We start from the raw sequence: 24,933 nt of genomic DNA, 5'->3' as shown, positions 1-24,933 counted from the left end.
GCCCGACCGTTATCGCCGTCCCTCGCGCAGCCATCCCCCAAGGATCAATCCTGACACAAGCAGCAGCACGAGCCAGGGTGGCAGGATCGCCATCTGGCGCAGGCTTTGGGTCTCGTAGGCCCCACGCGGTGTGATCCCGATCCAGCCGCGCCCGGCGGCGGGCCGCCCCTCGCGCACGGCACGGATCGCGGGCATACCGTCCTCCAGCGCCCAGACGCCGCCGTTGGTCGCATCAATCTCCGGCTGTAGCGCCTCGGCGCTCGCAATCGTGCGCTCGAATTCGACCGGCGCGGCGGGGCCAAGGCCAATGACCGCGCTTTGATCGCCGTTCTCCAGGCGATAGAGCCCAATTTCCGGCCCGTCGAACAGCGTCTCGAACCGGCCCGGTGATACCTCTTGCAGGGGCCGCTCGATCACATCGCCCGAGGGCGTGGTGATGGTGACGGGGCCGACATCTTCGGTCAGAGAGCGGCGGATCACGCGCATCTGCTGGCCCGTGGCCTCGGCCCAGAGCGCCTCTTCCTCCAGCTCGGGTTCCTTCATCATCCAATGCGCGAGGCGCCGCAACAGTTCGAGCTGCGGCCCGCCGCCCTCGAATCCGCGCCCCCAGAGCCAGGCATGATCCGAGGCCAAGAGCGCCACGCGCCCCTCGCCCACCCGGTCAAGCAGCAGCAAAGGCCGGTCACCGACCCCGGACATCACGACATCGCCCGCCGACTGCATGACCTCCACCTGCCTGAGCCAGCGGCCCCAATCCCCGTCAAACTCCTGGGCCAGCCCTGCCGTCACCGGATGCCGCTCGCCCAGGTCCGTGACCTTGGGCAGATAGCCTTCCTCGACCACACGCGCGGTGGGACGCGCTGGGATAATCGCTTCGAACGGACCGCGATAAATGCTCTCCGGCCCGGCAAAATCCGGCCCCGCCGCAAACAGAACCGCCCCGCCATTCTCGACATATTGGCGGATATTCTCGAGATAGACGTTCGGCAGAATCCCTCGCCGCCGATACCGGTCAAAGATGATCAGATCGAAATCATCCACCTTTTCAAGAAACAGCTCGCGCGTGGGAAAGGCGATCAGCGACAATTCCCGCACCGGCACCCCGTCCTGTTTCTCGGGTGGGCGCAGAATTGTGAAATGCACCAGATCGACCGAACTGTCGGATTTCAGCAGGTTGCGCCAGGTGCGCGTGCCGGGATGGGGCTGGCCGGAGACCAGAAGAACGCTCAGCCGGTCGCGCACACCGTTGATCTGCACCAGCGCGGTGTTGTTGCGATCCGTCAACTCGCCGGGTGCTTCGGGGGTGGTGAATTGCAGCACATTGCGCCCGCCATGCGGCAAGACAAGAGGCAGGGTGATTTCCTCGCCCAAAGGCACCTCGAAGCGGCGCGACTCGGCCCCGTCCACGGAAATATCAAGCGGCACAGTGGTCACGCCCGCAGGGGCTGCGCCCTCATCTGTGACGGTCAGGGTCATTTGCACCTCTTCGCCGAGAATGGCAAAGGCAGGCGCATTGTCGATCCTGAGCCGCCGGTCCCAATCTCCCGCGCGGCCCGTGTGCAGGAGATGCAGCGGCGCGGGAATGTCCGGTGCCCGCTCGACATCGTGAACACGCCCGTCAGAGAGCAGGATAACGCCCGCGATACGGCCCAGCGGCTCTTCTGCCATCGCCTGCGCCAGCGCGGTCATGGCCTGTGTGCCGCCATTCTCGGGCGCATCCGGCACCCGCACGCGGCGCACTTCTGTATTGCCGCGCGCCTCGAGCCTTGCCGTCAGAGTGTCGGCGGCCTCGGCAGTGCGCGTGGCGCGATCCGCCAATCCCTGACTGGCGCTTTCATCCTCGACGATCAGAACGATGTCACTGAGGGGATTGCGCTCCTCTTGCTGATAGGCCGGACCCATCAGCGCCGCAAGGATCACCAGCCCCGCAAGTGCCCGGAGCGGCCAGCCTGCCAGCCCCCGCCAGAGCGCCAGCGCCAGACCTGCCAGCACCAGCGCCCCAAGCGCTGCAATAAGCCAGAGCGGCAAGAGAGGGTCGAACACCACGCTGCCGGTCATTGGCCCAACCTGTCGAGAAGTGCGGGCACATGCACCTGATCAGATTTGTAATTGCCGGTCAGCACATGCATCACCAGATTGACGCCAAAGCGATAGGCCAGTTCCCTCTGCCGCTCGCCAGCATAGCCGCGGCCGACGGGAAACATCGGATCGCCCCGCTCGTTCACTGCCCAGGCCGCCGCCCAGTCATTGCCACCGATCACCACCGGCGTCACCCCGTCATTGAGATTGCGAAACGGCATGCCCTCGATCTGTTCGGCATCGGGCGGGGCCGCCTCGACCCAGACCGATCGGCCAGCATAGCGCCCCGGAAAATCGGTCAATAGATAAAAGGTCCGCGTGAGCACATGATCCTCTGGCACGGGTTCCAGCGGTGGAATATCCAGCGGGGCCGCGATCCGCTGCAACCTTGCGCCATTTGGCGTCGCCGCACCGAACCCGGCAACATCGGCGTCGCGCGTGTCAAACAGGATGAGGCCGCCGTTGCGCAAATAATCGTTGAGCTTGACATAGGCCTCTGCCGAGGGCGTCGGCTGATCGGCACTGATCGGCCAATAGAGGATCGGAAAGAACGTGAGATCATCACGTTCGAGATCGACGGCAATCGGCTCTGCCGGCTCGACCGAAGTGCGGAAATTGAGCACCTGCCCCAGCCCGCGCAGCCCGGCGCGTGCGGTATCATCCAGCCGTGCATCACCGGTGATCACATGGGCCAGCGCCAGCTCCTCGGTCGCCAGCAGCGCGCGCGCATCGTCCTGCGCCCGCGCCTCGGGGGCCAGTCCAAGGCTAAGCGCGAGGACCAGCATCGCCACCGCCCGCGCAGGCCAGAGCCGCCCCGAGAGCGCCAGCGAGGCGAGAATGTCAGCCGTCAGCAGCATCAGGGCCGCAGCCAGCAGCCACCCGCCCAACGGTGTTTCGGGCGCACGCTCCAGACCCTCGACCGCCACCCGTGCAGGCCATGCCACCGGGCTGAGTGTGGTATCGGCCGCGATCACATTGCGCGCGACGCTGCGCTCTGGCCCCTCATAAAGACCGGGCCAGAGATCGGGACCAAGCGGCGCCGACAAAAGGCGCTCACCCGCCACACCAGGGCGCGTATCGGCCTCTGTCAAACGCCCGAACCCGTCCAGCAACCGCGCCGGTTGCCACGTAGTGCCCGCCAGTTCGCCCGCATCGGGCGGGGCCATCGCGGACGAAACCGCCAGCCGCTCCAGCATCTGCACGAAGAGGCCCGAGAGCGGCAGGCTCGACCATTCGGCATTGGCGGTGACGTGAAAAAGCACCACCTGCCCCGCCCCGATCCGTTTGCGCGTGACAAGCGGGGTGCCATCGCTCAGTTGCGCGATCACCCGGTCGGCCAAGGTTGGATCAGGCTGCGCCATCACCTGTGCGCTCACGGTAACATCGTCCGGAATGGCCAACCCCTGAAATGGGCTGCCGTCGATGAAGGGGGCCAGCGTCTTGGGTTCGCCCCAGGACATTGCGCCGCCCACCGTGCGCCCGCCCGCGCGCAGGCGCACCGGCATCAGCGGGTCTTCTTCGCTGCGCGAGACATCGCTGGCGGCCACGCGCGGCCCGGCAAAGCGCAAAAGCATCCCGCCCTTGTCCGCCCAGTCGAGCAAGGCCGCCTGTTCCGCCCCCGAGAGCGTCGCCACATCGGCCAGCACGATCACATCGGGATTGGCGGGCAGCACATCCATCAGCCCCCCGTCCAATAGGTCCGCCGTGGGGCTCAGCGCCTGTTCGAGGTAATGCAACGGCGACAGCAGTTCGAGACCTTCACGATCGTCGCGCCCCGCGATCAGCGCCACTTCGCGCCGTTTCAGCCCGTCATCGGTGAGGGAAACGGCCCCTGCCTGCGCCTCGCCCGCAATCTCAAACCGGGTGACACGGGCGCGCAATTCGGGCGGCAGGGACAGTGCACCTGTCGCCTCAAGCGCGCCCGTGTCAAAGGTCATCGGCAGGGTGGCGAGCACCCGCGACACCCCGGCGGGATCAAGCCCGTGGGCATTGACCGCAATTTCGCGCAGCGGCCCCGGCACGGCCCGCAACGCGCGCAATTGGATTTGCCCGTCTTCCAGTGTCGGCGGGGTCAACGCCAGCACGGCGCGCGGGCTTTCATGCACGGTGACAGGGCCGCGCGCCTCGAGCGCCTCAAGAAGCGGTGCGCGCCCCTCTGCGGCCAGCCCGTCCGAGAACCAGCGCGTTTCAAACGCGCTCTCGCCCAACAGGTCCACGGCGCGGGCCATCCCCTCTGGCGTCACTGGCCACGGCGCGGGGATCAGCCCCGGCACCCGCGCGCGCAGACTGTCCGCCGCCTGAAACACCGGCGCTTGCGGGTCGCTGAGTTGCATCAGCGCCGCAGGCCGCCCATCGCGCCCCGCCTCTGCCAGCATCGCGTCAACCACAGCCGTTTGCGCGGCCCAGTCGCGGGCGCTGGCCCAACTGCCATCCATGAGGATCAAAAGCGGCCCGGTGGCCCGCGCCGCGCCCTCGTCGCGCGGATTGAGCACTGGCCCCGCCAGCCCCACGATCACCGCCGCCACCGCCAGCATCCGCAGCAGCAAGAGCCACCACGGCGTGCGGTCACTGACGTGATCCTCGTCGCGCAGACCCAAGAGCAGCGCCACGGCGGGAAAGCGCCGCCGGATCGGCGCAGGCGGCACGGCGCGCAGGATGATCCACAGGATCGGCAAGGCCAGCAGCGCCCACAAGAGCCACGGGACGGCAAATCCGATGGGGCCCAGGATCATGCGCTCCCCCCGCCCGCCATCGCCCCATGCAGCCACAAGAGCGCCGATTGCGCGCTCTCGCCGGTATGGTGACAGCCATAGCGCCAGCCGGTTGCCTGGCAGAGCGCGTCGAGCGCGTCCTTGCGTTCCGCCAGACGCTCCAGATACCGCGTGCGCAGATCGCCGGCCTTCAGGGTCTCATGGGCGATTGTGCCGCCCACACTCTCGAAAATGGTGCGGCCGGTGTAGGGAAAGGCCTCTTCGGCGGGGTCCAGCATCTGATACAGCAGCCCGCGCACGCCCCGATCCGCCGCCGCCGTCAGCGCGTCGCGCAGAGGGGCCAGATCGCCCATGAAATCCGAAATCAAGAGCGCGCGGCCATGCGGGATCAGGCCGGACATATCGGGGGATGCATAATCCTCGGCGCTCTCTTGCATCAGCGCCGTGGCCAGTCGCGCCACCTGCATCTCGCCTCGCCGGGGGGGCAGGGTGCCGCCGGTGAGGCCCACCCGTTCGCCGCCGCGCACAAGCAATATGGCCACCGCAAGCGCCAGGAGCCGCGCGCGATCCGCCTTTTCGGGCAGGCCCTTGTCACTGGCAAAGCGCAGGGAGGCTGCGGGATCGACCCAGAGCATCACGCTCTGCGCGATTTGCCATTCGCGTTGCCGCACGAATTGCACGTCTGACCGCGCAGAACGGCGCCAGTCGATCATGCGGCGGCTGTCGCCGGGTTGCACCGGGCGGTATTGCCAGAAATCATCGCCCGCCCCTGCCCGCCGCCGCCCATGCTCGCCCAAGAGCACCGTGCGCGCGAGCAGTTCCGCCTGCGCCAGGAGGGGCGGCAGGCGGCTCGCTTCGGCCTCGGCGCGCGGGCGCAGGGGAGAGAGGGCGAGATTGGCCATCTCAGGCGGCGGCCTGCACTTGGGTCACATCCTCGACCGTGCGAGCAATCAAGTCAGGCAGGCTCTCGCCGCGCGCGCGCGCCGCGAAATTGAGCGCCATCCGGTGGCCCAGGACCGGCTGCGCCATGGCGGCCACGTCGCTGGAATCAGGCGCAAGCCGCCCCTGCAACATCGCCCGCGCCCGCACCGTCAGCATCAGCGCCTGCGCCGCGCGCGGCCCCGGCCCCCAGGCCACGCTCGCGCGGACCGCATCGGCGGCGCTTGCATCTTCGGGGCGGCAGGCGCGCACCAGATCGAGAATCGCCTCCATCACCTTTTCGCCCACCGGCATCCGGCGCAGCATCTGCTGCGCGGCAATCAACTCGTCCGGGGTAAAGACGCCATGCGCCGCCTCTTCCGTGGCGCCCGTAGTCGCCAAAAGGATCGCGCGCTCGGTGTCGCGGTCCGGATAGGGCACCTCGATCTGCACGAGAAAACGATCCAACTGCGCCTCGGGCAGCGGATAGGTGCCCTCTTGTTCAATCGGGTTTTGCGTTGCCAGAACGTGAAACGGCGTGCCCAGCGGGCGGCTGACACCGGCTACCGTTACGGTGCGTTCCTGCATCGCCTGCAACAGTGCGGATTGCGTGCGCGGGCTGGCGCGGTTGATCTCATCGGCCATCAGGAGCTGGCAGAACACCGGCCCTTCGATGAACTTGAACGCGCGTTTGCCATCCTCGGCGGTTTCCAGCACCTCACTGCCCAGAATGTCGGCGGGCATCAGGTCTGGCGTGAACTGCACCCGGTTGGTGTGCAAGCCCATGACCGTGCCCAATGTCTCGACCAGCCGCGTCTTGCCCAGACCGGGCAGACCGATCAAAAGGCCATGTCCCCCGCACAGAAGCGCCGACAAGGACAGGTCGACAACCCGTTCCTGCCCGATGAACCGCCGGGTGATCGAGGCCCGCGCTTGGGCCAATTTTCCCTCGAGCGCCTCGAGACCGGCCAAGAGATCAGTGTCATCGGTCATGGAAAAACTCCCGTCAAACCTATATCGTCCCCTATGAGTGTATAGCTTGGGACAGAAATGGCAAAAGCAATGAGCAAAGATTCCGTCACAAGCCCGTCAGCCGATGGACTCGCCGCATCGGCGCGCGCGGTGCGGGCCAAGGGCAAGGGGCTGCCGCCCGTGCATTTGTGGAATCCGCCGTTTTGCGGTGATCTGGACATGCGGATTGCGCGGGATGGCACGTGGTTCTACCTTGGCACCCCCATCGGGCGGCCCGAATTGGTGCGGCTTTTCTCCACCATCCTGCGCCGCGATGGCGACGCTTATTTTTTGGTCACTCCGGTTGAAAAGGTCGGGATCACCGTCGATGACGCGCCTTTCGTGGCCGTGGATTTCGAATCCGACGGCACCGGCGCGGCGCAAACCCTGCGGTTTGAAACCAATGTCGGCGACCATGTGACCGCCGGCCCCGATCACCCGATCCGCGTCACCCGCGATCCCGAAACCGGAGAGCCGTCACCCTATGTGCTGGTGCGCGCCAATCTTGAGGCGCTGATCGACCGCAAGAGCTTTTACCGCCTCGTGGATATTGGCGACCGGCACGAGGGGTGGTTCGGTCTCTGGTCCGGCGGCCAGTTCTTTCCGGTGATCCCTGAGGCGGAGTTGCCCTAATCCTTACTGCGCAGCGGTGAGCGTTGAATGACGACCACGGTCAAGAGCGGCAGGCCGACAGTGATCAGCGTCACGGTGATCAAGAGCGTCCCCAAGGCGCTGTAATCCGCCGCCGTCGTGATCTGGCCTGTGGCCGCATCCTTCACCTCGCGCGTGACCACAAACACTTGGTTGAGGTATTTGGTCAGCAGCGAGCTTGCCGAGAGTGCCAGATTAGTGAACGACGCCATCACGGCAAAGAACGTGGCCTTGAGATTGTCCGGCGCGTTGCGCGCGATCCAGGCCAGCATCGGGATCATGGCGACCTGCCCCAAGGGCGATTCTATGGCCGTATCAAGGATTGCGATGAAGCGGGCATCGACGATGCCGCCTGTCATGGCCGCCGTCACCTCCTGCACCCCGTAATAGAGCCCGATGTTGGGCAGGGACAGAACACCCCCCGCCAGCGTCAGCAGCACCACGATATAGACAATGCTGCGATGCGCCATCAGCGGCCGCAGGATCACCATCCCCACCAACGTCAGAACCGAGGTGATGAGCGAGAGCACCGACAGAAACTGTTGGTCGAACGCCAAGAGGTCGATGGAAAACCACGTATACCCATCGCCCGGACGCGGCGTAGCGCGAAACATGAAGATGATGATTGCCGTGCCCACCAGCGTGCGCGCCTGCGCCACCGGCAGCACCGCCACAAGCTGTCGCATGAGTAAGAGCACGATCGCCATGGACCCGGCAAAGATGATTTCCTGCCCATAGGGGATTTCGCTCAGTCCAATGCTCAGAGACAGCGCCACGAACCCGGCCCCGCCGATGAAATACCACGGGTTTGCGCGCGTTTCTTCGCCCGGACGCTCGAAAAGCGTGTCCGCCTCCGCCTCGCTCAGCCCGGTTTGGCGCAGCCCCCGGCGCAGGCGGTGTTTCTGCCAGGCCGCCAACAGCACCCCCGACACCGACACCAGCGGAATCGACAGGGCCGAGAAGTAGATCAGCGCGTAGGTCGCGCGCTTGGCATCCGATCCCAGGTCCTCAATGCCCGCGAACATGTAGATATTGAGCGCCGCCACCGCGAGCGTGCCGGAAATCAGCGCAAAGCGCCCCAGCGTCTGCATCGTTGTATGCAGCGCCCGCGCCGTATCCACGTCAATCGCCCGCCCCTCCGCGTCAAAGCGCGGCACCGCCTCGACCGACATGGCATCGGCCACCGCATCCTGAATGACCAGCCCGCAGGGTGCCAGAATGTAAGAGGTGACATACCACGCCGCCATGGGCATGATCGCCACCATCGCCTCGGTCTGGGTGAGCAGCAGATACATGATCAGCACCGACAGCCCGATCAGCCCCGCGCCGAGATAGATCAACAGCCATTTCCACCGCCAGATGATGTCGACGAGATGCCCCAGCGGCATCTTGAGCGCCCATGGCAACCCCGCCCAGAAGGCGAGCCCCGCCAGATAGGCCGCCGAGAGATCGAGATATTCTTTCACAAAGAATGTGCCGACGATCATCGTCAGCCCGGAAAACCCGGCGGCGAAATAGACCATCAGGGGCGGCAGGAAGGTCCAGCGCATTTGCCGCCCAAGATCAAAGACGACGGCATCGGCCCATGTCATCAGGCGCTGTGTCAGGGTCATGCGCGATCACTCCCTCTCGCGGCATCGGGCCAGTGGGCAATCGTTGCACGCAGTGCCGCCATCGTGATGTCGAGCATCTCAAGCGGCAGGATCACCAGCATCTTGGGCGCTGTCACCGCCAGATGCACCGGCCCAAGTGCCGCGTTCGATGTGGCAATGCGCCCATCAGGCGCAAGATTGAGCCCGCCAATCGGCCATTTCAGCCCCTGCGACACCCCCTCGACCGCGCCCATCGGGAAAAGCGAGACGCGGCACCCCTCTGGCAGTGGCAGGTTGAGCGAGGGCGGGCAGAGAAACATCAAATCCCGCGAGCCCAAGAGAATACAGCGCTGCCAGGGATGACGCACCAGCGCGGCGCAGGCCGCCAGTTGGTGATCCATCCGGTCGCCACAGAACCCGAGGCCTAGAATGAGCGGGGCCGCAATCGCGCCCAGGCATTTCTCGAAATCCGTCGTATCCTGATCGGGGTCCGGAAACTGCGCCGTTTCGGGGATTGCAGCGCGGGCCGACTGCGAAATACTGTCGAAATCGCCGATCACCGCCTGCGGGGTGATGCCATGTGCCAGCGCGGCATCGGCCCCGCCATCCGCGGCGATCACGATCCGGGCAAGTCTGAGCGCGTGGTTAACCTGGCCCTCAGGCAGAGAGGCCCCACCGATCAGGATCACCGGTTCTGTTTCGCGAACAATCATCAAATTTACCTGTTATCGTTGCGTTAACGTACCTGATGTCACATTCTGAACACGAAATGATACGGTAAAAATCTAAGAATCGGGCCGCTTTGGTCTATGGCGTCATGGTAAACCCTGTCTTTGCAGGCAAGCAAAGCGAGCGCATATTATGGTTGGTTCAAACAAGATACTGACAGTCTCCTACGGCACATTCTCGTGCACGTTGGAAGGTTTTGACGATTCATTTGATACGATGAAGGCGATTGCGGAGTATTTTCGCGATCTGGCGGCGGATGACCGGTATTTCGGAGCAGAGCCGCCAACCCCCGATGCCGAGATGCTGGCGCGTATCGCCGAGCGGGAAATCGCCCGGCGGGTCGAGGCGCATGAGGAGCGTGGCAAGATCGTGCTGCGCGCCGCGAACGAACAGGCGGCGATGCACACCCCCCTTGTGGCCCCCGCCCCGGCGCCTCAGACGACACCGGAACCGGAACGCCCCGACACCGCGCCCGAAATGACCCAAACCGCCCCCGCGCCACAGGTTGTGGCCGAGGCAGCACCGGAAATGGTCGAAACCGACGAGACCGCGCAAGAGCTTGCAAACCTGCCCGAAGAGACCGTCGCAGAGGTTCCAGAGGCCATCGCAAGCGAGGCCCCCGACCAGCCCGAGGGGCTGGAACAAGAGCCGCGCATCGCGCCGGCAGCACTGGCACCGGACAGCGAAAGCATCGCCGCCAAGCTCAGCCGCATCCGCTCGGTCGTGGCGCAGGAGACCGAAACCGCCGACGCCGAGTATTCCGAAGACGAGCACGCACAGGATTTCCTCGACACGGTCGCCGAGGACCTGAGCGCCGTTCTGGCCGAGGATGACCGCGCCGAGAGTGCAGAAATCGACGAAGTCGAAGAGGACGTGGACTTCGACGCAATCCTGTCCGCCGCGCCCATCGCAACGCCCGCGCCGCAAGAGGTCCTGGCCGAGCAGGAGCCAGAGGCAGAAGAGACCGGAGCCGACGACTTTGAGGATACGTTGGCCGCGCTGATGGCAGACGCCACACCGACCGACACCGAGACCAGCCATGCGCCCGAGACGACACCGGAAACCCTGCCCCTCGCCCGCGTGATCAAGGTCAAGCGCGCCGAGTTTGAGGCCGCCGTGGCCGAGGGTATCTTTGAAGAGGATGACGAGGACGACGAAGATTTCGACGGGGCCGACGACAACCTCTTTGACACCGAGAACACCATCCTCAGCCCCGAGGAAGAGGCCGAGTTGCAGCGCGAACTGGCCGAGGTCGAGGCCGAATTGGCCCTTGAAGATGCCATGGCATCCGAGCCGGAACCCGAGGCTGAAATCGCGGTGCAGGCGGCAGAGGACGATGAACAGCCGACTGCGACTGAAGAGACCGCAGCCGAGGACGAGCCGACCCCGCCGGTTGCCGCGGAGCAGGATGACGCCGAGGACGAGGACGAGTTCGCCGTCACGCCCGTGCAGGACCAGAGCACGCGACGCTTCGATGAAGCCGCCGCGTCCAACGACCTCACACGTATCTTCGACAAGACCGACACCCAGCTCGACGCCCCTGCGTCCAGCCAGCGCCGCAATGCGATCCAGCATCTGCGCGCCGCCGTGGCGGCCACCCGCGCGGAACACAACGCCGGATCCACACTGCGCGAGAACGTCGATGATGCCCCCTACCGCAGCGATCTGGCCAGTGTCGTGCGCCCGCGCCGCCCGCAGATCGCCACACCCGCAGAGCGTTCGGCCCGCCCCGAAGAAAGCCGCCCCGCACCGCTCAAACTGGTGGCGGAACAGCGGATCGACACGCCGCGCGCGCCCATTCGCCCGCGCCGCATCTCTGCCGCCGAACTGGAGGTGGATATCGCGGCACAGGCCAAGGAGGGCAGCTTTAGTGCCTTTGCCGAGGAAGTGGGCGCAAACAGCCTGCCCGACCTGCTCGAGGCGGCGGCGGCCTATATGTCGGATGTCGAGGGTCGCCCGCAATTCTCGCGCCCGATGTTGATGGGCAAGCTCAAGGAAGTCGAGCAAGAGCGCTTCTCGCGCGAGGACAGCTTGCGCTCCTTTGGGCAATTGCTGCGCCAGGGCAAGCTACAAAAGCTGGCCGGCGGGCGCTTTGCCGTGACCGAAGAGACCGAATTTCGCGCGACAGGCCGCCGCCACGCGGGCTGAGCGCAACGCCATTGTATGGTGAAGGGTAACGCCCCCGCGCCTCTGGTGCGGGGGTTTTCGTATCTCTGGGGCGATTTGTCCCTTTCGCGCACCCCGGGGAAAGGTCAGACTCTCAGGGGTTGGGAAAATCGGGGACGGGCGCATGCGCGCAATCATGCTGGGCGGGATGTTTCTGGCGCTGACGGCGGGGGCGGTCTGGGCACATGCGGGCGAACAGGGGTTTGTCCTCTTGCTGCCCACCAATGTCTACATCGCCGCCGGGGGCGTTACCGTGGCGCTGACCGTGGCGCTCTTGGCCGTTCTGCCGGGGGGATTTGCCGAAACGCTGTTCCGGCCCATCGCAATATTTCGCCTGCAATTACCTGTTTTCATGCGATATTTCCTTAATCTCGCAGTGACCGTCTTGCTGGGTTGGCTCGTGTGGCGCGGGCTGATGGGGCCGGGCGATCCGGGGGTCAATCCCCTGCCTCTGACAATCTGGGTGGTGTTCTGGATTGTGCTGGTCACGCTTCAGGGTTTGGTGGGCGATCTCTGGCGCTGGATCAATCCCTGGGTGGGTGTGGGGGCCCTGTTGCGCCGCCTCACGGACATGCGCGCGCCGCTGCGTTATCCGCGCGCCCTGGGATACTGGCCTAGTGTCGTGGGGTTCCTTGCGTTTTGCGGGTTTCTCATGGCCGATCCCGCCCCCACGGATCCGGGTCGGCTGGCGGTGGTGGTGGGATTCTACTGGTATGCGATGCTGAGCGGAATGGTGCTCTTCGGCCCTGCCTGGCTGGCCCGAGGCGAAGCGATCACGGTGCTGATGCGGCTCTATTGCCGGGTTTCTTTCATCGGATTTTCAAAAGGTTACATATCCGCAGGGCTATCCGGGTGGCAGATATTGACCGGACCAAGGGCCAGTCTGGGATTGGCGGTTCTGTGCCTCATCCTCTTGGGATCAGGCAGCTTTGACGGGATGAACGAGACCTTTCTCTGGCTCGGTCTACTGGGGATCAACCCTTTGGAATTTCCGGGGCGCTCGGCGGTCATCCTCCCGAATATACTGGGCCTTCTGGCATCCAACGCAGCCCTTATAGGGGTGTTTGCCGGCGCCCTCTGGCTGGGCGAGCGGCTGGCGGGGGGGCAACCGCGCCCCTTGCGGGGGCTGTTCTGCCTTTATGCGCCCACCATTCTGCCCATCGCGCTGGCCTATCATATTGCCCATTACCTGACGGCGTTTCTGGTGGATGGACAGTATGTTCTGGCTGCCTTCGCGCGGGCGCTGGGCCTTGCATCGCACCCGATTTCCGCCGGATTCCTGAATACGCCCGGCCCGGTCAAGATCATCTGGATGACACAGGCGGGGGCGGTGGTCATGGGCCATGTCATCGCTATCCTGCTTGCGCATGCGCTGGCGATGCGCGCGGGGGATGGGCGGGCGCGCGCGGTGCTGGGTCAGGTGCCGCTCGCCCTCTTCATGGTGGCGTATACGGTCTTTGGCCTCTGGCTGCTCGCCACACCGCGCGGGGCGTGACATGTAAGCGCTGGACAACCCCAAGGGGGTTGCGCAAGGTGTGCAGGTGCGGCATTTGCCCTCTGACTGCGACTGATCTCTGGAGGATGCGCGATGAATACCTCGAAACCTGGCCAGAAAACCGGCATCACGCGACGCGGGGCGCTGGTGGGCGGTGTCGCGGCGGCAACCCTGCCGCTTTGGGCGCGTTACAGCCATGCGCAGACCGCAGCGCCCATCAAGATCGGCTTTCAGGTGCATCGCACCGGCATCGGCGCGGCCTATGGCCGCTGGTATGACCGCACCACGCAGGCGGCGGTCAAGCTGATCAACGAGGGCGGCGGCATCAATGGCCGCATGGTCGAGATTGTCGCCGAGGATGACGGCACCGACCCCAAGCGCGGCGCCGAGGTGGTCGAGAAATTCGCCAATCAACATGGCTGCGACATCGGCTTTGGCACGCTCTTCAGCCATGTCGTGATCGGCTCTGCCCCGCGCGCGGGCGAATTGAAGCTGCCGTATTTCGTGGTCTCCGAGGGGCATCACGTCGCCTCTGGCATGCTCAACCGCTACACGCTGCAACCGGGCATCACCGATGTGAAGAGCCAGGTTCAGGCGATGGCCCCCTATGTGGCGGCCAATCTGGGCAAGAAGGTCACGATGGTGTTCCCGGATTTCGCCTTTGGCCATGATCACCGGGATTTCTTTACCCAGGCGATCGAGGCGCAGGGCGGCGAGGTGCTGGCGCATATCGCGATCCCGCCCTCGGAAACCTCTTTCACCAAGTATTTCCCCAAGATCCCGCGTGACACCGAAGTTCTCTATCACGTCATGGTGGGGCCCGCCGTACTGACATTCGTCAAGGAACTGGGCGAGTTCTTTGGCGGGCAGGGTCCGGCGCTCTTTGGCTTTATCGACAGCCTGGAAGCGGTGGCGATTGACAGCCCCGGCCTCGAGTTCCTTGAAAACAGCTATTTCTGGGAAGGGATGTGCCGCAACCAGCAAGCGGATCAGAGCGAATATGAAACCGCCTATCGCACGGCGGTGGGGGTCAATGAACACGGTGCATCGGTCAGTGATCCGCGCGACGTGGCCACCTATGCGCATATGTTCGGCTGCTGGGAAACGCTGCATGTGATCAAGGCGGGGATGGAGGCGGCTAGTTATACCGGACCGCAGGACCGCGCCGCGCTGATCGAGGCGGTCGAGGCCATGACCACCCTGCCTGAGAGCCTGGCGCATCCGCAGGGCGACAAGATTTTCAACGGCAAGACGCATCAGGTCTTTGGCCATCAGAATATCAGCCGGGTCGAGGGCGGAAAGCTGGTGCGCGTGCATCGCACCTCGATCGAGGATACGCTCTATCCCGATGAGGTGGATTACACGGCTCAGCCGCTCTGAGACGGGTTTGGCAAACGGGGCGATAGCGTGAAGCGGAGGCTTGTTCTAATAGGTCTGGTGTCGTCGGTTCTGGCGGGGTGCGGCGCGCCGCCCCCACCGCCCGAAGAGAGCGACGTAACGCGCCTTGCTGCGGCGATCCTTGACCTTGGGCCGCAGGTAGACCCGGAAGAGGCAGCGCGCGCCGCGCGCATCTCCTATGAACACAGTCACCGCCTTGCGCTGGAATACGAGATCACCGATCCGCCCATCGTGCATAACACCAAGGTCAACATGGGTCTGAAACCACGCGGCCTGTGCTGGCATTGGGCGCGGGACATGGAGGACCGGCTCAAGCTCGAGAATTTCCAGACGCTCGATCTGCACCGCGCCGTGGCCAATGCCGACAACGCCTTTCGGCTGGAACACAGCACCGCGGTCATCAGCGCCAAGGGCGACAGTTTTCGCGAGGGGATCGTTCTGGACCCCTGGCGCAAGGGCGGACGGCTGACCTGGGCACCCGTGGCCTGGGACAAGGACTATACCTGGGAGCCACGCAACGAGGTGGTCGCCCGCGCGCTGGAACGCAAACATGGCCAGATCGTGACCCTGACCGAGGATGACCGCATCCTGATGGGCGGTCTGGAGTTCGCCGCGCAATGACGTGGCCGCCCGCATGGAGCTAGGCCCGTATCTGGTTCTGGCCACGCTCGAAGGCGCGGTCACGGCGGCGGTGCTGGCGCTGACCGCCGTTGGGCTCAGCCTCGTTTTCGGCGTGATGCGGGTGGTCAATATCGCGCATGGCGAGTTTTTCATGCTGGGCGCGGTGCTGGCGTGGTGGATCGCGCAAAGCGTGGTGGGGCATCCCGCCATCGGCTTTGCATTGGCGTTGGTGGCGGCGCCGCTGATCGTTGGGGCGCTCGCGGTGGCCGCCGACATGACGATCCTCAAGCGGCTGGACTATGACCCGGAGCGCACCATCGTGGCGACGATCGGCCTGCTCTACATCATTCAGCAAGTGACGTTGATGGGCTATGGCCCGGATGCGCGCCCTGTCGAGGCGCCGTTCAACACGCGGCTTGCACTCCCATGGTTTGAACATGGGGCCGAGGGCTGGCAAATGATCTGGCCCTGGGGGCTGGGCACGACCTCTTACAAGCTGGCGGTGATCGGCGCGGCGGTGGCGCTGCTCTGCGCGGTCTGGGCGCTGATGGCGCGCACGCGCATCGGCCTTGTGATGCGGGCGACGCAGGCGGATCGCGAGATGGCGCTGGCCTTTGGCATCCCGGTCGAGCGGGTCTATGCCGGGGTGTTCGGCCTCGGCGCGGCGCTGGCGGCGCTGGCGGGCGTGCTGATCGTGCCCATTCAACAGGCGCATTACCTGATGGGCGCGGACCCGCTCTTGCTGTCGTTCATCGTGGTGATCATCGGCGGGCTTGGCAGCCTGCCGGGCACGGTTCTGGCGGCGGTGCTGATTGGCCTCAGCGACGGGATCATCTCGGTCTTTTTCTCGCCCACACTGGCCAAGATACTGGCGACGCTGCTTGTGGGGCTGGTGCTGGTGTTTCGGCCTCAGGGCCTGTTCGGGGCGCGCGGCGCATGAAGGTCTATGCCCTGCACGTCGGGCTCTTGGCCCTGCTTCTGGCGCTGCATTTCGTCCTGCCCGCCTATCACCACGGCAATCTGGCGCGGGTGATGGTGCTGGCGAGTTACGCGATGGGCTATAATCTCATGTTCGGCTATACCGGCTTGCTCAGTCTCGGCCACGCGCTGTTTTTCGCGGCGGGCATGTATGGGATGGGTCTCGGCGTGCAGCATCTGGGGCTGAGCGCCGCGCCGGCGCTGATCCTCGGGCTGGCGGCGGGGGCGGTGGTGGCGGGCGTGCTGGCGGCGCTGGCGCTGCGCACGGCGGGTGTGGCCTTTATGATCGTAACGCTGATGTTCGCGCAGGCGGGATACCTCAGCGTGCTCTACTTCGGGGCGCTGACGCGGGGCGATGAGGGGTTCGTGATTCAACAGGCGGACCGGATGCTCTGGGGCGTCAACCTCAGCGATGAGGGCAACCGCTATCTGGCGGCGCTTCTGCTCTTTGGCACCTGCCTGATGCTCTGCCTCTGGTTGGTGCGGTCGCCCTTTGGCCGGGTGCTGGTGGCGATCCGCGAGAATGAGGAACGGGTGCGCATGCTGGGCTATGACGTATTCGCGCATAAATTCGCGGTCATGGTCCTGTCGGGCACAATGGCGGCCGCGGCGGGGGCCTCCTATGGCCTCTTGTTTGGCTATGTCGGGGCGACATTTGCCTCGGTGCAATATTCGATCTTTCCGCTCCTCTGGGTGCTCCTGGGCGGGGCCGGCACGGTGCTGGGGCCGTTCATCGGCACGCTCTTCATGTTCTACCTGATTGACCTCAGTTCCGGCGTGACCACCGCCTATATGCTGATTGCCGGTGTGGCGCTGGTGGTGCTGACGCTCTTTGCGCCGCAGGGGTTGATGGGCGAGGTACGGCGGCGGATCTGGCGGGGGTTGCCGTGATGCTGCTGTCGACGCGGGGATTGTCCAAGAATTTTGACGGGTTGCGCGCCGTCGAAGGCGTGGATTTCGACCTGCCCAAAGGCGAGATCCGCGCGCTCATCGGCCCCAACGGCGCGGGCAAGACAACGCTGGTGGGCATGATTTCAGGGCGGATCACCCCGAGTGCCGGGCGCGTGATCTTTGATGGACAGGACATTACTGCGCTGCCTGCGCATCGGCGGATGCGGCTGGGCATGGCCTATACATTTCAGATCACCTCGGTTTTTGGCCGGTTGAGCGCGCGGGAAAACGTGGCGCTGGCCGCGCGGCGGCATCTGCGGGGTGCGGCGGTTGACGCAGCGGTCGAGAGGGCGCTGGCGCGGGTGGGGCTGGCCGAGCGCGCAGACCAAGAGGCGGGCGATCTGGCCTATGGGCATCAGCGCCTCTTGGAGATTGCCATGGGCCTTGCCCAATCCCCACGCCTCCTGATCCTTGACGAGCCGACACAGGGGCTGGCCGAGGGTGAGATAGACAGCTTCATACGCCTGATCCGCGAGGTGGCGCAGGAGGCGACGATCCTGCTCATCGAGCATAACATGCGTGTGGTGATGGATCTGGCGGACCGGATCACGGTTCTCAATTTTGGTCAGGTGCTGGCCGAGGGCACGCCTGCAGAAATCCATGCCAACCCGGCAGTGCAGGCCGCCTATCTGGGGGGGCTGCCCGATGCTGCGGCTGGATAGGATCAGCGCGGGCTATGGCCGTGCACAGGTGCTGCGCGATCTGAGCCTCGAAGTGCAGCCGGGTGAAATCCTCTGCCTGCTGGGGCGCAATGGTGCTGGCAAAAGCACGGTGATGCGCGCGATCATGGGGCTTGTGCCGCTCATGTCCGGGGCGGTCTGGCTGGGGGATGAGCGACTGAGCGCCCTGCCCGCGCATCAGGTGCCGCGCGCCGGGGTCGGCTATGTGCCGCAGGGGCGACGGCTGTTTACCGACCTCAGCGTCGCGCAGAACCTCGAAATCGGCCTGATGGCCCGCCAGAGCGGTCCGGAGGTGCGCGAAGAGGTGCTGACGCGCTTTCCGCGCCTGCGCGAACGGCTGGGCCAAAAGGCGCAGACTCTCTCGGGGGGTGAACAGCAGATGCTCGCCATGGCGCGCGCGCTCTGCCTGCGGCCTCAGGTTCTTCTGCTCGACGAGCCGACCGAAGGCTTGCAGCCCTCGATGATTGCCGCCATTCGCGATGTCATTGTCGGGCTGCGCGAGGCGGGCGTTGCCGTGCTCCTGGTCGAGCAACGGGTTGATGCCGTGCTCGATTTGGCCGACCGGGTGGCCTTTCTCGAGAATGGCACAGGCGGGACGGTGATGACCGCCGATGACTTGCGCGCCAACCGCAGCCTCGTGGATCGTTATGTGGGGGTGTAGCGCGGTTTCTTAGGTGGGGTTGAGGGAAACGCTGACCCCAAGCACAGAGCCGCACGAAAATGATTGGGGCTACTGTCTGCTCAAGACCAAAAGCAGACCGCTCTTCTTCCACATTGTCGGGTGGGAACGGGGCACAACACCGCCCCGCACCCGCCAATGTCTTCAGTTGGTGGCACTCTCCACCAGCGGACGCCAGCTTTCTTCATTCGCCGCGGCCCAATCTGCCACGGCGTCAGCGACCGGGCGGCCATCGCGCTCGACTGCGGTCAGAAGCGCGGCAAGGGTGTCGTTATCCATCTGGAAATTCTCGATCAGGATATAGGCGGCGGGCCAGCGCGGCTTGAACCCTTTGATAACGGCCTTGACCGAAGTGATTGTCGGGAACCCGCAATCGCCCACGGCATTCGGGTTCGGCCCCCAGCTTGCGTCCTCGAAACAGGCGGCCTCCGCCTCGGGCAATTCCACAAAGCGCAGATCATGCGCTGCTACGGCCCAATGCGGCTGCCAGAACATCGCAAGCGCGGGCGTTCCATCGGTGCTCGCCTTGACCAATGCCTCGACGAGTGCTGCTTCCGACGCCGCTGGGGTCGCGGTAAAGGACAGATCAAGCGCGGCCATGAGATCGGCCCCCTGACCGTCCCAATCGCTTGGATAGTCGATCAGCACAGGCGTTCCGCCATCGGTGGCAAAGGCCGCCGTGCAGGCGCGCAGCGCATCAAGCGCGGGCAGACCGGGACAGGTCGCCTCCATATGCGCGGGATAGGCCAACCCCTCGCTCAAGGTCAGACCCAATTCGCCCATTTCGACCAATTCGCGATCCATCACCATATCCCGATAGGACGGCGCGGCATTGGCGGGCCAAATCTCGAGATTGGCGTCGATATTGCCCCGACCCATCTGGCGAAACACGGCCATATCCTCGACCGCCACAAACTCGACCGTATAGCCCGCCGCCTTGAGCATTTCCCCCGCCACATGCGCGGTGATCTGGGCGCTGGTCTCTTGCGTCAGCGCCAGTTTGATGGGCTCTTCGGATTTTCCCAGATCCGCCGCCGATACGGGCAGGGCAAGGGCAAAGAGCGCAAGCGCGCAGCAGGTGGATTTCATCTCAAACTCCTTGGTCAAAGCGAGGGTCAGTGACCCTCAGTCATATCTAACGGTCAGAACGAAAGGCGTCGTGCTGAAATAGCGGTTTGGAGTAATGTGTGGCGGCCTTCCGATTCCCACAACAGATTAGCATGTCAGGCGCAGGCTGCATCCCTTTTCGCACGGGCCCTGACACTGGGCATCCTCTGCGGTTGGTGGGATATGGTCAAGCCGAATTTCTCAACGTAATCTGCTAGATACCCTGCACCCGACCCCTGTGTTAATGGGTTGGTAAGCCCCTTTTCCGAGTCTCTCCGCTGCGCAACCGTTCTGGAGAGACCGATGTCGGATGTATCAGCCCGCCTAGACCTGCCGTTTATCGCCCCGTCACAGGCGCAAAAGCATGTGACCCATAATGAGGCTGTGCAGCGGCTGGATCTGTTGGTCCAAATGGCGTTGGACGGGTTCGAGGCGACAGAGCCCCCGACCGCCCCCGAGACCGGCGCGCGCTATGCGCTGGGTCAAGGGGCGATGGGGGATTGGGCCGGGCAGGACGGGCAAATCGCCGTCTTCCTCGGCGAGGCCTGGACCTTTGTCGCACCGCAAGAGGGCTGGATCGCGACCGCGCGCGGCACCGCCGATCTGCGTCTTTACCAAGAGGGCGCCTGGCAGCGTTTTCCAGAACGGATCGAGAGGCTGGGCATTGCCACGGATGCCGATGCGCTCAACCGTCTGAGCGTGGCGGCGGGGGCGACCTTGCTCAGCCATGCCGGAGAAGGCCATCAGCTCAAGATCAACAAGGCCACCGCTGCTGCCACCGCCAGCCTGCTTTTCCAGACGGGATTCTCGGGCCGTGCGGAAATGGGCATCGCCGGGCAGGATGACTTTACCATCAAGGTCAGCGCCGATGGTGCCACCTGGACCGAGGCGCTTCGCGTCAATGCTCAGACCGGGCATCTTGGCGGTGCCGGTGTGCAATCAAATCCAACCGATGCCACAGCCGGCCGGGTGCTCTTGACCGGGGCGGGGGGATTGCTGGCATCCATTCCACCTTCGGTCACGGATCTGAATGATGCAGCACTTGCCGGCTTTTACAACTATGCGGGTGCAGCTGCCAACAAGCCGTTCTCGCAGGGTGGGGCGGTTTTGGTCATCTCCACCAATGCATCACGGACGCTTCAGCTCGCCTACGAGCATAGCAGCGGGCGCACTGCGATCCGATATGTGTCAGACGCCCCACCAGCAAGCGGGTCATGGCACCAGTGGAGAGAAATCTACCATCAAAACTCGGTTTTGGGCGCCGTGAGCCAATCCAATGGCGTGCCCACGGGGGCGGTCATCGAGCGGGGCAGCAATGCCAACGGCGAATATGTCCGCTTTGCGGACGGCACACAGATTTGCACACGTCAGATTACCCTCGGTGCTCCGAACGTCGCGGATGGCGCGGGCTTCTCCGGCGCCACATCGACAAATTGGACCTATCCCGCCGGGTTCGCACCCGGCATCACCCCATCCATCGGCGGCGCATGCACGAACGTCGGAAAAGTCTGGGTGTCGTCCTTTGTCGCAAGCAACACTGCGGCATCGCTCATTGCCGAGAGATTTACACCTGTCGCCACCGCGCCGGTATCTAACGTTTTTGCCATTGGCCGCTGGTTCTAAAGGAGGCACCCCATGCAGATCACCCTTTCCCCCGCCCGCCGCGACACCCCCCTCACGCTGAGCCGCACTGGCGATGCGCTCACGATCAATGGCGAGGTGTTCGATTTCACGCCCCTGCCGGATGGCGCAACCCTGCCGCGCGAGGCAATCGCAAGCGACTGGTTCGCAGGCCCGGTCGAGCGGGTGGACGGCACGCTGCGCCTGTCGCTCGTCTTGCCTCACGGGGCCAACGCGCCGCAAGAAACGCTCTTTCCCGCGCCCCTCACCCTCACAGGCAACGGCCCCGTGACATTGCCTCCCTACGCCATGGAGACACCCGATGCAGATTGATTTTACCCAAGCGATTACCGCCGAGGCCAAGGCCCAGACCGCCGCCATGGTGCGCGGCGCCACGATCAAGGCCGAGTGCCGCACGCGCATCCTCGCTGTCGGATCTGAGACCACGCAGATGAACATCGCGCAGGCCGGAATCGTGTTCACCGCCGCCGTGCTGGATGGTGCCCCGCGCGCTGATGCCCTCGCGGCCTCTGGCCTGAAAGAAGGCGACCTGACGCTGGCGCAAATGTGGAAAGCATGGGTCGCGGCGATGCAGACCGAATGCCGCCGCGCAATCCTGTCCGGCACCGATCCAGTCTGGCCAGAAGTGCCCGATGGCGTGATCGAATTGGCAGGGCGGTTCTGAGGCGCCACGCACCGCCCCCCTTTACGACCCTGTGATCCGATCAAAAAATCTCGACAAAGGGGGCGCCCAAAGCGCCCCTTTTTTGCTATCAACCCTAGGCTGCAATCCTGTAAATATTGGGAAACTGGTTGATAACACGTTTTCGTGATGCCAAAACTAAAACTTGAAAAACAGACGATTTCAGGAAGGACACAGCCATGAACCTGTTTACTGTTTCAGGCATTCGAGTGCAGTACGATGGAACGCCAGCAGGCAATGCCGTCGCAGTAGCCCCCACAGAGTTCGAACTCGCGATCACAGGCGATGTGTTCAATTATCGTGTCCTTGGACTATCAAGCCCCGAAGACCTTTTGCCAGTGATCGAGTTGAACAATGATGCCGACGTCACGGTGGCGCGCCTGGATGGCCTCGATCTTACCGGCGACGCGGGAGACCCGTTCGAGTTGACGCTAGGGTTTGTCCAGACAACGGCGGGAACGCTTATCGTTCTGGGACTTTTTGATGAAGCGTCAGATGCGGATTATATTTTCCAGATCGGCGGTGATCCCGGCGTGAGCCTGCCCACGACATTGGCCGGGTTCAACGCTCTTGAGTCGTCGATCACCGGCGGCGGGGCCGTCACCTCTGGCGAATTTGCGCCGAATCAGACGATCCCGTTGAACGGTTTCGATAACACGAGTGTTTCGGTGCTGCCCGACGGCGAGCTGTTCACAGGTACCGATGGCAACGACACCCTGCTTGGCGGCACTGGCAATGACACGCTGAACGGGCTCGACGGCGATGACGAACTCGACGGCGGCCCCGGCAATGACCTGATCCTGACCGGCAATGCGACACCCAACGGCGATTTCGTCGGGGCAAGCACGGGCAACGATACGATCGACTTTTCCGGCAATGACGGGCAAAACGGGTTTGTCGTTCTGGGATACGGCGGGCTGAATGCGCCGATCTCTGTCGCAATCGACGGGGCGGCGAATACCGGCACTGTAAACAAAGGGGCAAATGGCACCGACACGCTCGTCAATGTCGAACTGCCGCTTTTGGCCGGAAATACAAATGGCGGCCTTCAGATCGTCGGCACAGGCGGCAACGACAGCTTTGTTGTCGCGCCGGGTGCCGACCAATGGATGGCTTTGCGCCCCGGCGCGGGCGTGGACAGCTTCACCATCAATGGCTCGGGCTTTGTGAGGCTGGATTTCCGCAATGGCAACGGCATTGATATCAACCTCGCCACGGGACAGATCGCCAATGACGGGTTCGGCAATGCCGAGGTGATCGGCGGCACCAACAGTGTGTGGGAAGTCACCGGGTCAGGCGGGAACGATCGCATGATCGGCTCCGACGCGGACGAATCCTTCCGTTACGGCGGCGGCACCAACAACACGGTCGAGGGGGGCGGCGGCACCGACCGGTTGCGCTATGACTTTGGAACGGTTGAGTCAGTCGCGGTCGACCTCTCGACCAACAGCGCAACGGGCACGCTCACGGGCGGCGGCACGTTCAGCGATCAAATCTCGGGCTTCGAGAATGTGCGCGGGTCGTTCGGCAACGATATCCTCATCGGGGACGGTGGTGCCAACCGGCTTCAGGGGCGGTCCGGCGATGACCGGCTTGTGGGCGGTCTCGGGGATGATCGCATTGACGGCGAGGATGGTAGCGATACCGCCGTTCTCGCGGTGAACCGCGCCGACACGCGGGTCTCGGTCATCAATGGCGGCATTCAGATCATCTCTGCCGATGGCACGGATTTCTTCACTTCGGTCGAGTTTTTCCAGTTCGACGACCTCCTCATCAGTGCGGATGACCTGATCAACGGGGCGGGCATCCCCGGCGAAGAGATCGTGGGCACCGATGGCGATGACAGTCTGATCGGCACGGTCAATGACGACACGCTCGCGGGGGGGGATGGAAATGACAACATCGACTCCGGCGGTGGCGGCAACAACAACGTCTCCGGTTCGGATGGCAATGACACCCTTTTTGGCGGTCCGGGCGATGACAGCATCGGCGGCGGTCTCGGCGACGACACGATCTTTGGCAATGACGGCAATGACGTGCTCGGCGCGGGCTTTGGCAATGATTTCGTCTCGGGCGGCAACGGCAATGACGTGGTCGCGGGCGGCGCGGGCAATGACACGCTCGAGGGCGGCGAGGGCAACGACAGCATGTCGGGCAGCTTTGGCAATGATCTGATCTTTGGCAACGGCGGCGCGGATGACATCGGCGGCGGCACCGGGCGCGACACGATTGATGCAGGGGCCGGTAACGATAGCGTCGGTGGCGGCGAAGGCGACGACAGCATCTCGGGCGGCGACGGCAACGACTTCCTCGCCGGCGGTGGCCGTGACGACATCATCGACGGTGGCGCTGGCAATGATACGATCAACGCAGGCGCCGGCAATGACCAGATCACCGGCGGCACCGGTGCGGATCAATTCGTCTTCTCGTCCTTCTTTGACGGCGAGGCCGATGTGATCACCGATTTCGAGGATGGCATCGACGAATTCTTCATCCGCCGCATCGATCCCGACACCGGGCTTCAAAATATCGACAACGGCGGCAACGGTCTGGCAGGTTTCGTTGCGGCGATGAACATCATCGACACGGAGGCTGGCGCGCAGATGAGTGTGAATGGCAACACCATCCTCGTCGAGGGCGTGACGGCGGCGCAGCTGACCGTGGATGATTTCCAGTTCCTCTAACCCGATCAATGACGGCTCGCCCGAAACAGGGCGGGCCGTGCTGAATACATGTGCAACTCGACCCGCAGGCGCTGATACATGCTGTCGCAGGCCGTCGTTATGCGTGATTTTTCCACTTCTCCAAACACCTCATCCTCCATTAATGATTGTTCTCGAAAGG

Annotated in this window: 20 protein-coding genes; 13 read left to right on the top strand and 7 right to left on the bottom strand. The window is 64.2% G+C overall.

Features of this window, described 5'->3' with window-relative positions:
* Positions 1-9 precede the first annotated feature (9 nt).
* The 4 genes from ROSMUC_RS20055 to ROSMUC_RS20040 are packed head-to-tail and all read right to left on the bottom strand — an operon-like array spanning position 10 to position 6,701.
* Complete coding sequence (locus ROSMUC_RS20055; RefSeq protein WP_037276650.1) at positions 10-2,058, bottom strand: glutamine amidotransferase; 2,049 nt, start codon at positions 2,056-2,058, stop codon at positions 10-12.
* Positions 2,055-4,811 (bottom strand): DUF4159 domain-containing protein, encoded by a 2,757-nt coding sequence (locus ROSMUC_RS20050; protein WP_206018481.1) that lies wholly within the window; start codon positions 4,809-4,811, stop codon positions 2,055-2,057. Before ROSMUC_RS20050 ends, ROSMUC_RS20055 begins: the two co-directional genes overlap by 4 nt.
* Positions 4,808-5,692, bottom strand: coding sequence for a DUF58 domain-containing protein (locus ROSMUC_RS20045; RefSeq protein ID WP_037276648.1), 885 nt, complete (start codon positions 5,690-5,692; stop codon positions 4,808-4,810). The genes ROSMUC_RS20050 and ROSMUC_RS20045 overlap by 4 nt, the downstream gene beginning before the upstream one ends.
* A 1-nt stretch (position 5,693) precedes the next feature.
* Complete coding sequence (locus tag ROSMUC_RS20040) at positions 5,694-6,701, bottom strand: AAA family ATPase (protein WP_037276646.1); 1,008 nt, start codon at positions 6,699-6,701, stop codon at positions 5,694-5,696.
* 69 nt (positions 6,702-6,770) lie between these two features.
* Here ROSMUC_RS20040 and ROSMUC_RS20035 point away from each other — a divergent pair, with 69 nt between their 5' ends.
* On the top strand, positions 6,771-7,352 hold the full coding sequence (locus tag ROSMUC_RS20035; protein WP_037276644.1) for a DUF1285 domain-containing protein: 582 nt from the start codon (positions 6,771-6,773) through the stop codon (positions 7,350-7,352).
* On the opposite strand, the gene ROSMUC_RS20030 is transcribed toward ROSMUC_RS20035, so the two are convergent.
* A complete protein-coding gene (locus ROSMUC_RS20030; protein WP_037276642.1) occupies positions 7,349-8,983 on the bottom strand; it encodes an MFS transporter in 1,635 nt (544 codons plus the stop codon). The genes ROSMUC_RS20035 and ROSMUC_RS20030 overlap by 4 nt on opposite strands.
* Positions 8,980-9,675 carry a thiamine diphosphokinase gene (locus tag ROSMUC_RS20025; RefSeq protein ID WP_037276640.1) on the bottom strand — a complete coding sequence of 232 codons (696 nt, stop codon included), beginning with the start codon at positions 9,673-9,675 and terminating at the stop codon, positions 8,980-8,982. The genes ROSMUC_RS20030 and ROSMUC_RS20025 overlap by 4 nt, the downstream gene beginning before the upstream one ends.
* A gap of 148 nt (positions 9,676-9,823) precedes the next feature.
* Between ROSMUC_RS20025 and ROSMUC_RS20020 the strand changes: the two genes are divergently transcribed.
* The 8 genes from ROSMUC_RS20020 (at position 9,824) to ROSMUC_RS19985 (ending at position 18,641) form a co-directional block, all read left to right on the top strand.
* Entirely contained in the window at positions 9,824-11,839 is a 2,016-nt protein-coding gene (locus ROSMUC_RS20020; protein ID WP_037276639.1) for a hypothetical protein, read from the top strand.
* A 142-nt stretch (positions 11,840-11,981) separates the two neighbouring features.
* Entirely contained in the window at positions 11,982-13,352 is a 1,371-nt protein-coding gene (locus ROSMUC_RS20015; protein WP_037276638.1) for a hypothetical protein, read from the top strand.
* 93 nt (positions 13,353-13,445) lie between these two features.
* Complete coding sequence (locus ROSMUC_RS20010; RefSeq protein ID WP_037276635.1) at positions 13,446-14,732, top strand: ABC transporter substrate-binding protein; 1,287 nt, start codon at positions 13,446-13,448, stop codon at positions 14,730-14,732.
* A 27-nt stretch (positions 14,733-14,759) separates the two neighbouring features.
* On the top strand, positions 14,760-15,371 hold the full coding sequence (locus ROSMUC_RS20005; protein ID WP_037276633.1) for a hypothetical protein: 612 nt from the start codon (positions 14,760-14,762) through the stop codon (positions 15,369-15,371).
* A gap of 13 nt (positions 15,372-15,384) precedes the next feature.
* Positions 15,385-16,311 (top strand): branched-chain amino acid ABC transporter permease, encoded by a 927-nt coding sequence (locus tag ROSMUC_RS20000; RefSeq protein WP_037276893.1) that lies wholly within the window; start codon positions 15,385-15,387, stop codon positions 16,309-16,311.
* The gene (locus tag ROSMUC_RS19995; protein ID WP_037276631.1) at positions 16,308-17,240 is read left to right on the top strand and encodes a branched-chain amino acid ABC transporter permease; all 933 of its coding nucleotides are present in this window, start codon (positions 16,308-16,310) and stop codon (positions 17,238-17,240) included. Before ROSMUC_RS20000 ends, ROSMUC_RS19995 begins: the two co-directional genes overlap by 4 nt.
* Complete coding sequence (locus tag ROSMUC_RS19990) at positions 17,240-17,962, top strand: ABC transporter ATP-binding protein (RefSeq protein ID WP_037276629.1); 723 nt, start codon at positions 17,240-17,242, stop codon at positions 17,960-17,962. Before ROSMUC_RS19995 ends, ROSMUC_RS19990 begins: the two co-directional genes overlap by 1 nt.
* Positions 17,946-18,641, top strand: a complete 696-nt coding sequence (locus tag ROSMUC_RS19985; RefSeq protein ID WP_037276627.1) for an ABC transporter ATP-binding protein — start codon at positions 17,946-17,948, stop codon at positions 18,639-18,641. The genes ROSMUC_RS19990 and ROSMUC_RS19985 overlap by 17 nt, the downstream gene beginning before the upstream one ends.
* 162 nt (positions 18,642-18,803) lie before the next feature.
* Here the strand turns inward: ROSMUC_RS19985 and ROSMUC_RS19980 are convergent, their stop codons facing one another.
* Positions 18,804-19,748: an ABC transporter substrate-binding protein gene (locus ROSMUC_RS19980; RefSeq protein WP_037276892.1), complete on the bottom strand. Its 945-nt coding sequence runs from the start codon at positions 19,746-19,748 to the stop codon at positions 18,804-18,806.
* A gap of 321 nt (positions 19,749-20,069) precedes the next feature.
* On the opposite strand from ROSMUC_RS19980, the gene ROSMUC_RS19975 reads away from it, so the two are divergent.
* The 4 genes from ROSMUC_RS19975 to ROSMUC_RS21620 all read left to right on the top strand — a co-directional run bounded on the left by ROSMUC_RS19975 (position 20,070) and on the right by ROSMUC_RS21620 (position 24,773).
* Entirely contained in the window at positions 20,070-21,389 is a 1,320-nt protein-coding gene (locus ROSMUC_RS19975) for a DUF2793 domain-containing protein (RefSeq protein ID WP_052115459.1), read from the top strand.
* A gap of 12 nt (positions 21,390-21,401) precedes the next feature.
* Positions 21,402-21,719, top strand: a complete 318-nt coding sequence (locus ROSMUC_RS19970) for a hypothetical protein (RefSeq protein WP_037276625.1) — start codon at positions 21,402-21,404, stop codon at positions 21,717-21,719.
* Positions 21,709-22,071 carry a hypothetical protein gene (locus tag ROSMUC_RS19965; RefSeq protein WP_037276623.1) on the top strand — a complete coding sequence of 121 codons (363 nt, stop codon included), beginning with the start codon at positions 21,709-21,711 and terminating at the stop codon, positions 22,069-22,071. Before ROSMUC_RS19970 ends, ROSMUC_RS19965 begins: the two co-directional genes overlap by 11 nt.
* Before the next feature lie 197 nt (positions 22,072-22,268).
* Positions 22,269-24,773, top strand: a complete 2,505-nt coding sequence (locus tag ROSMUC_RS21620) for a calcium-binding protein (protein WP_037276621.1) — start codon at positions 22,269-22,271, stop codon at positions 24,771-24,773.
* Positions 24,774-24,933: the final 160 nt, after the last annotated feature.

Origin of the sequence: Roseovarius mucosus DSM 17069 (assembly GCF_000768555.3) — a bacterium.
Taxonomy (GTDB): Bacteria; Pseudomonadota; Alphaproteobacteria; order Rhodobacterales; family Rhodobacteraceae; genus Roseovarius; species Roseovarius mucosus.
The sequence above is the reverse complement of the archived record's forward strand: the minus strand, read 5'-3'. Positions and strand labels throughout refer to the sequence as shown.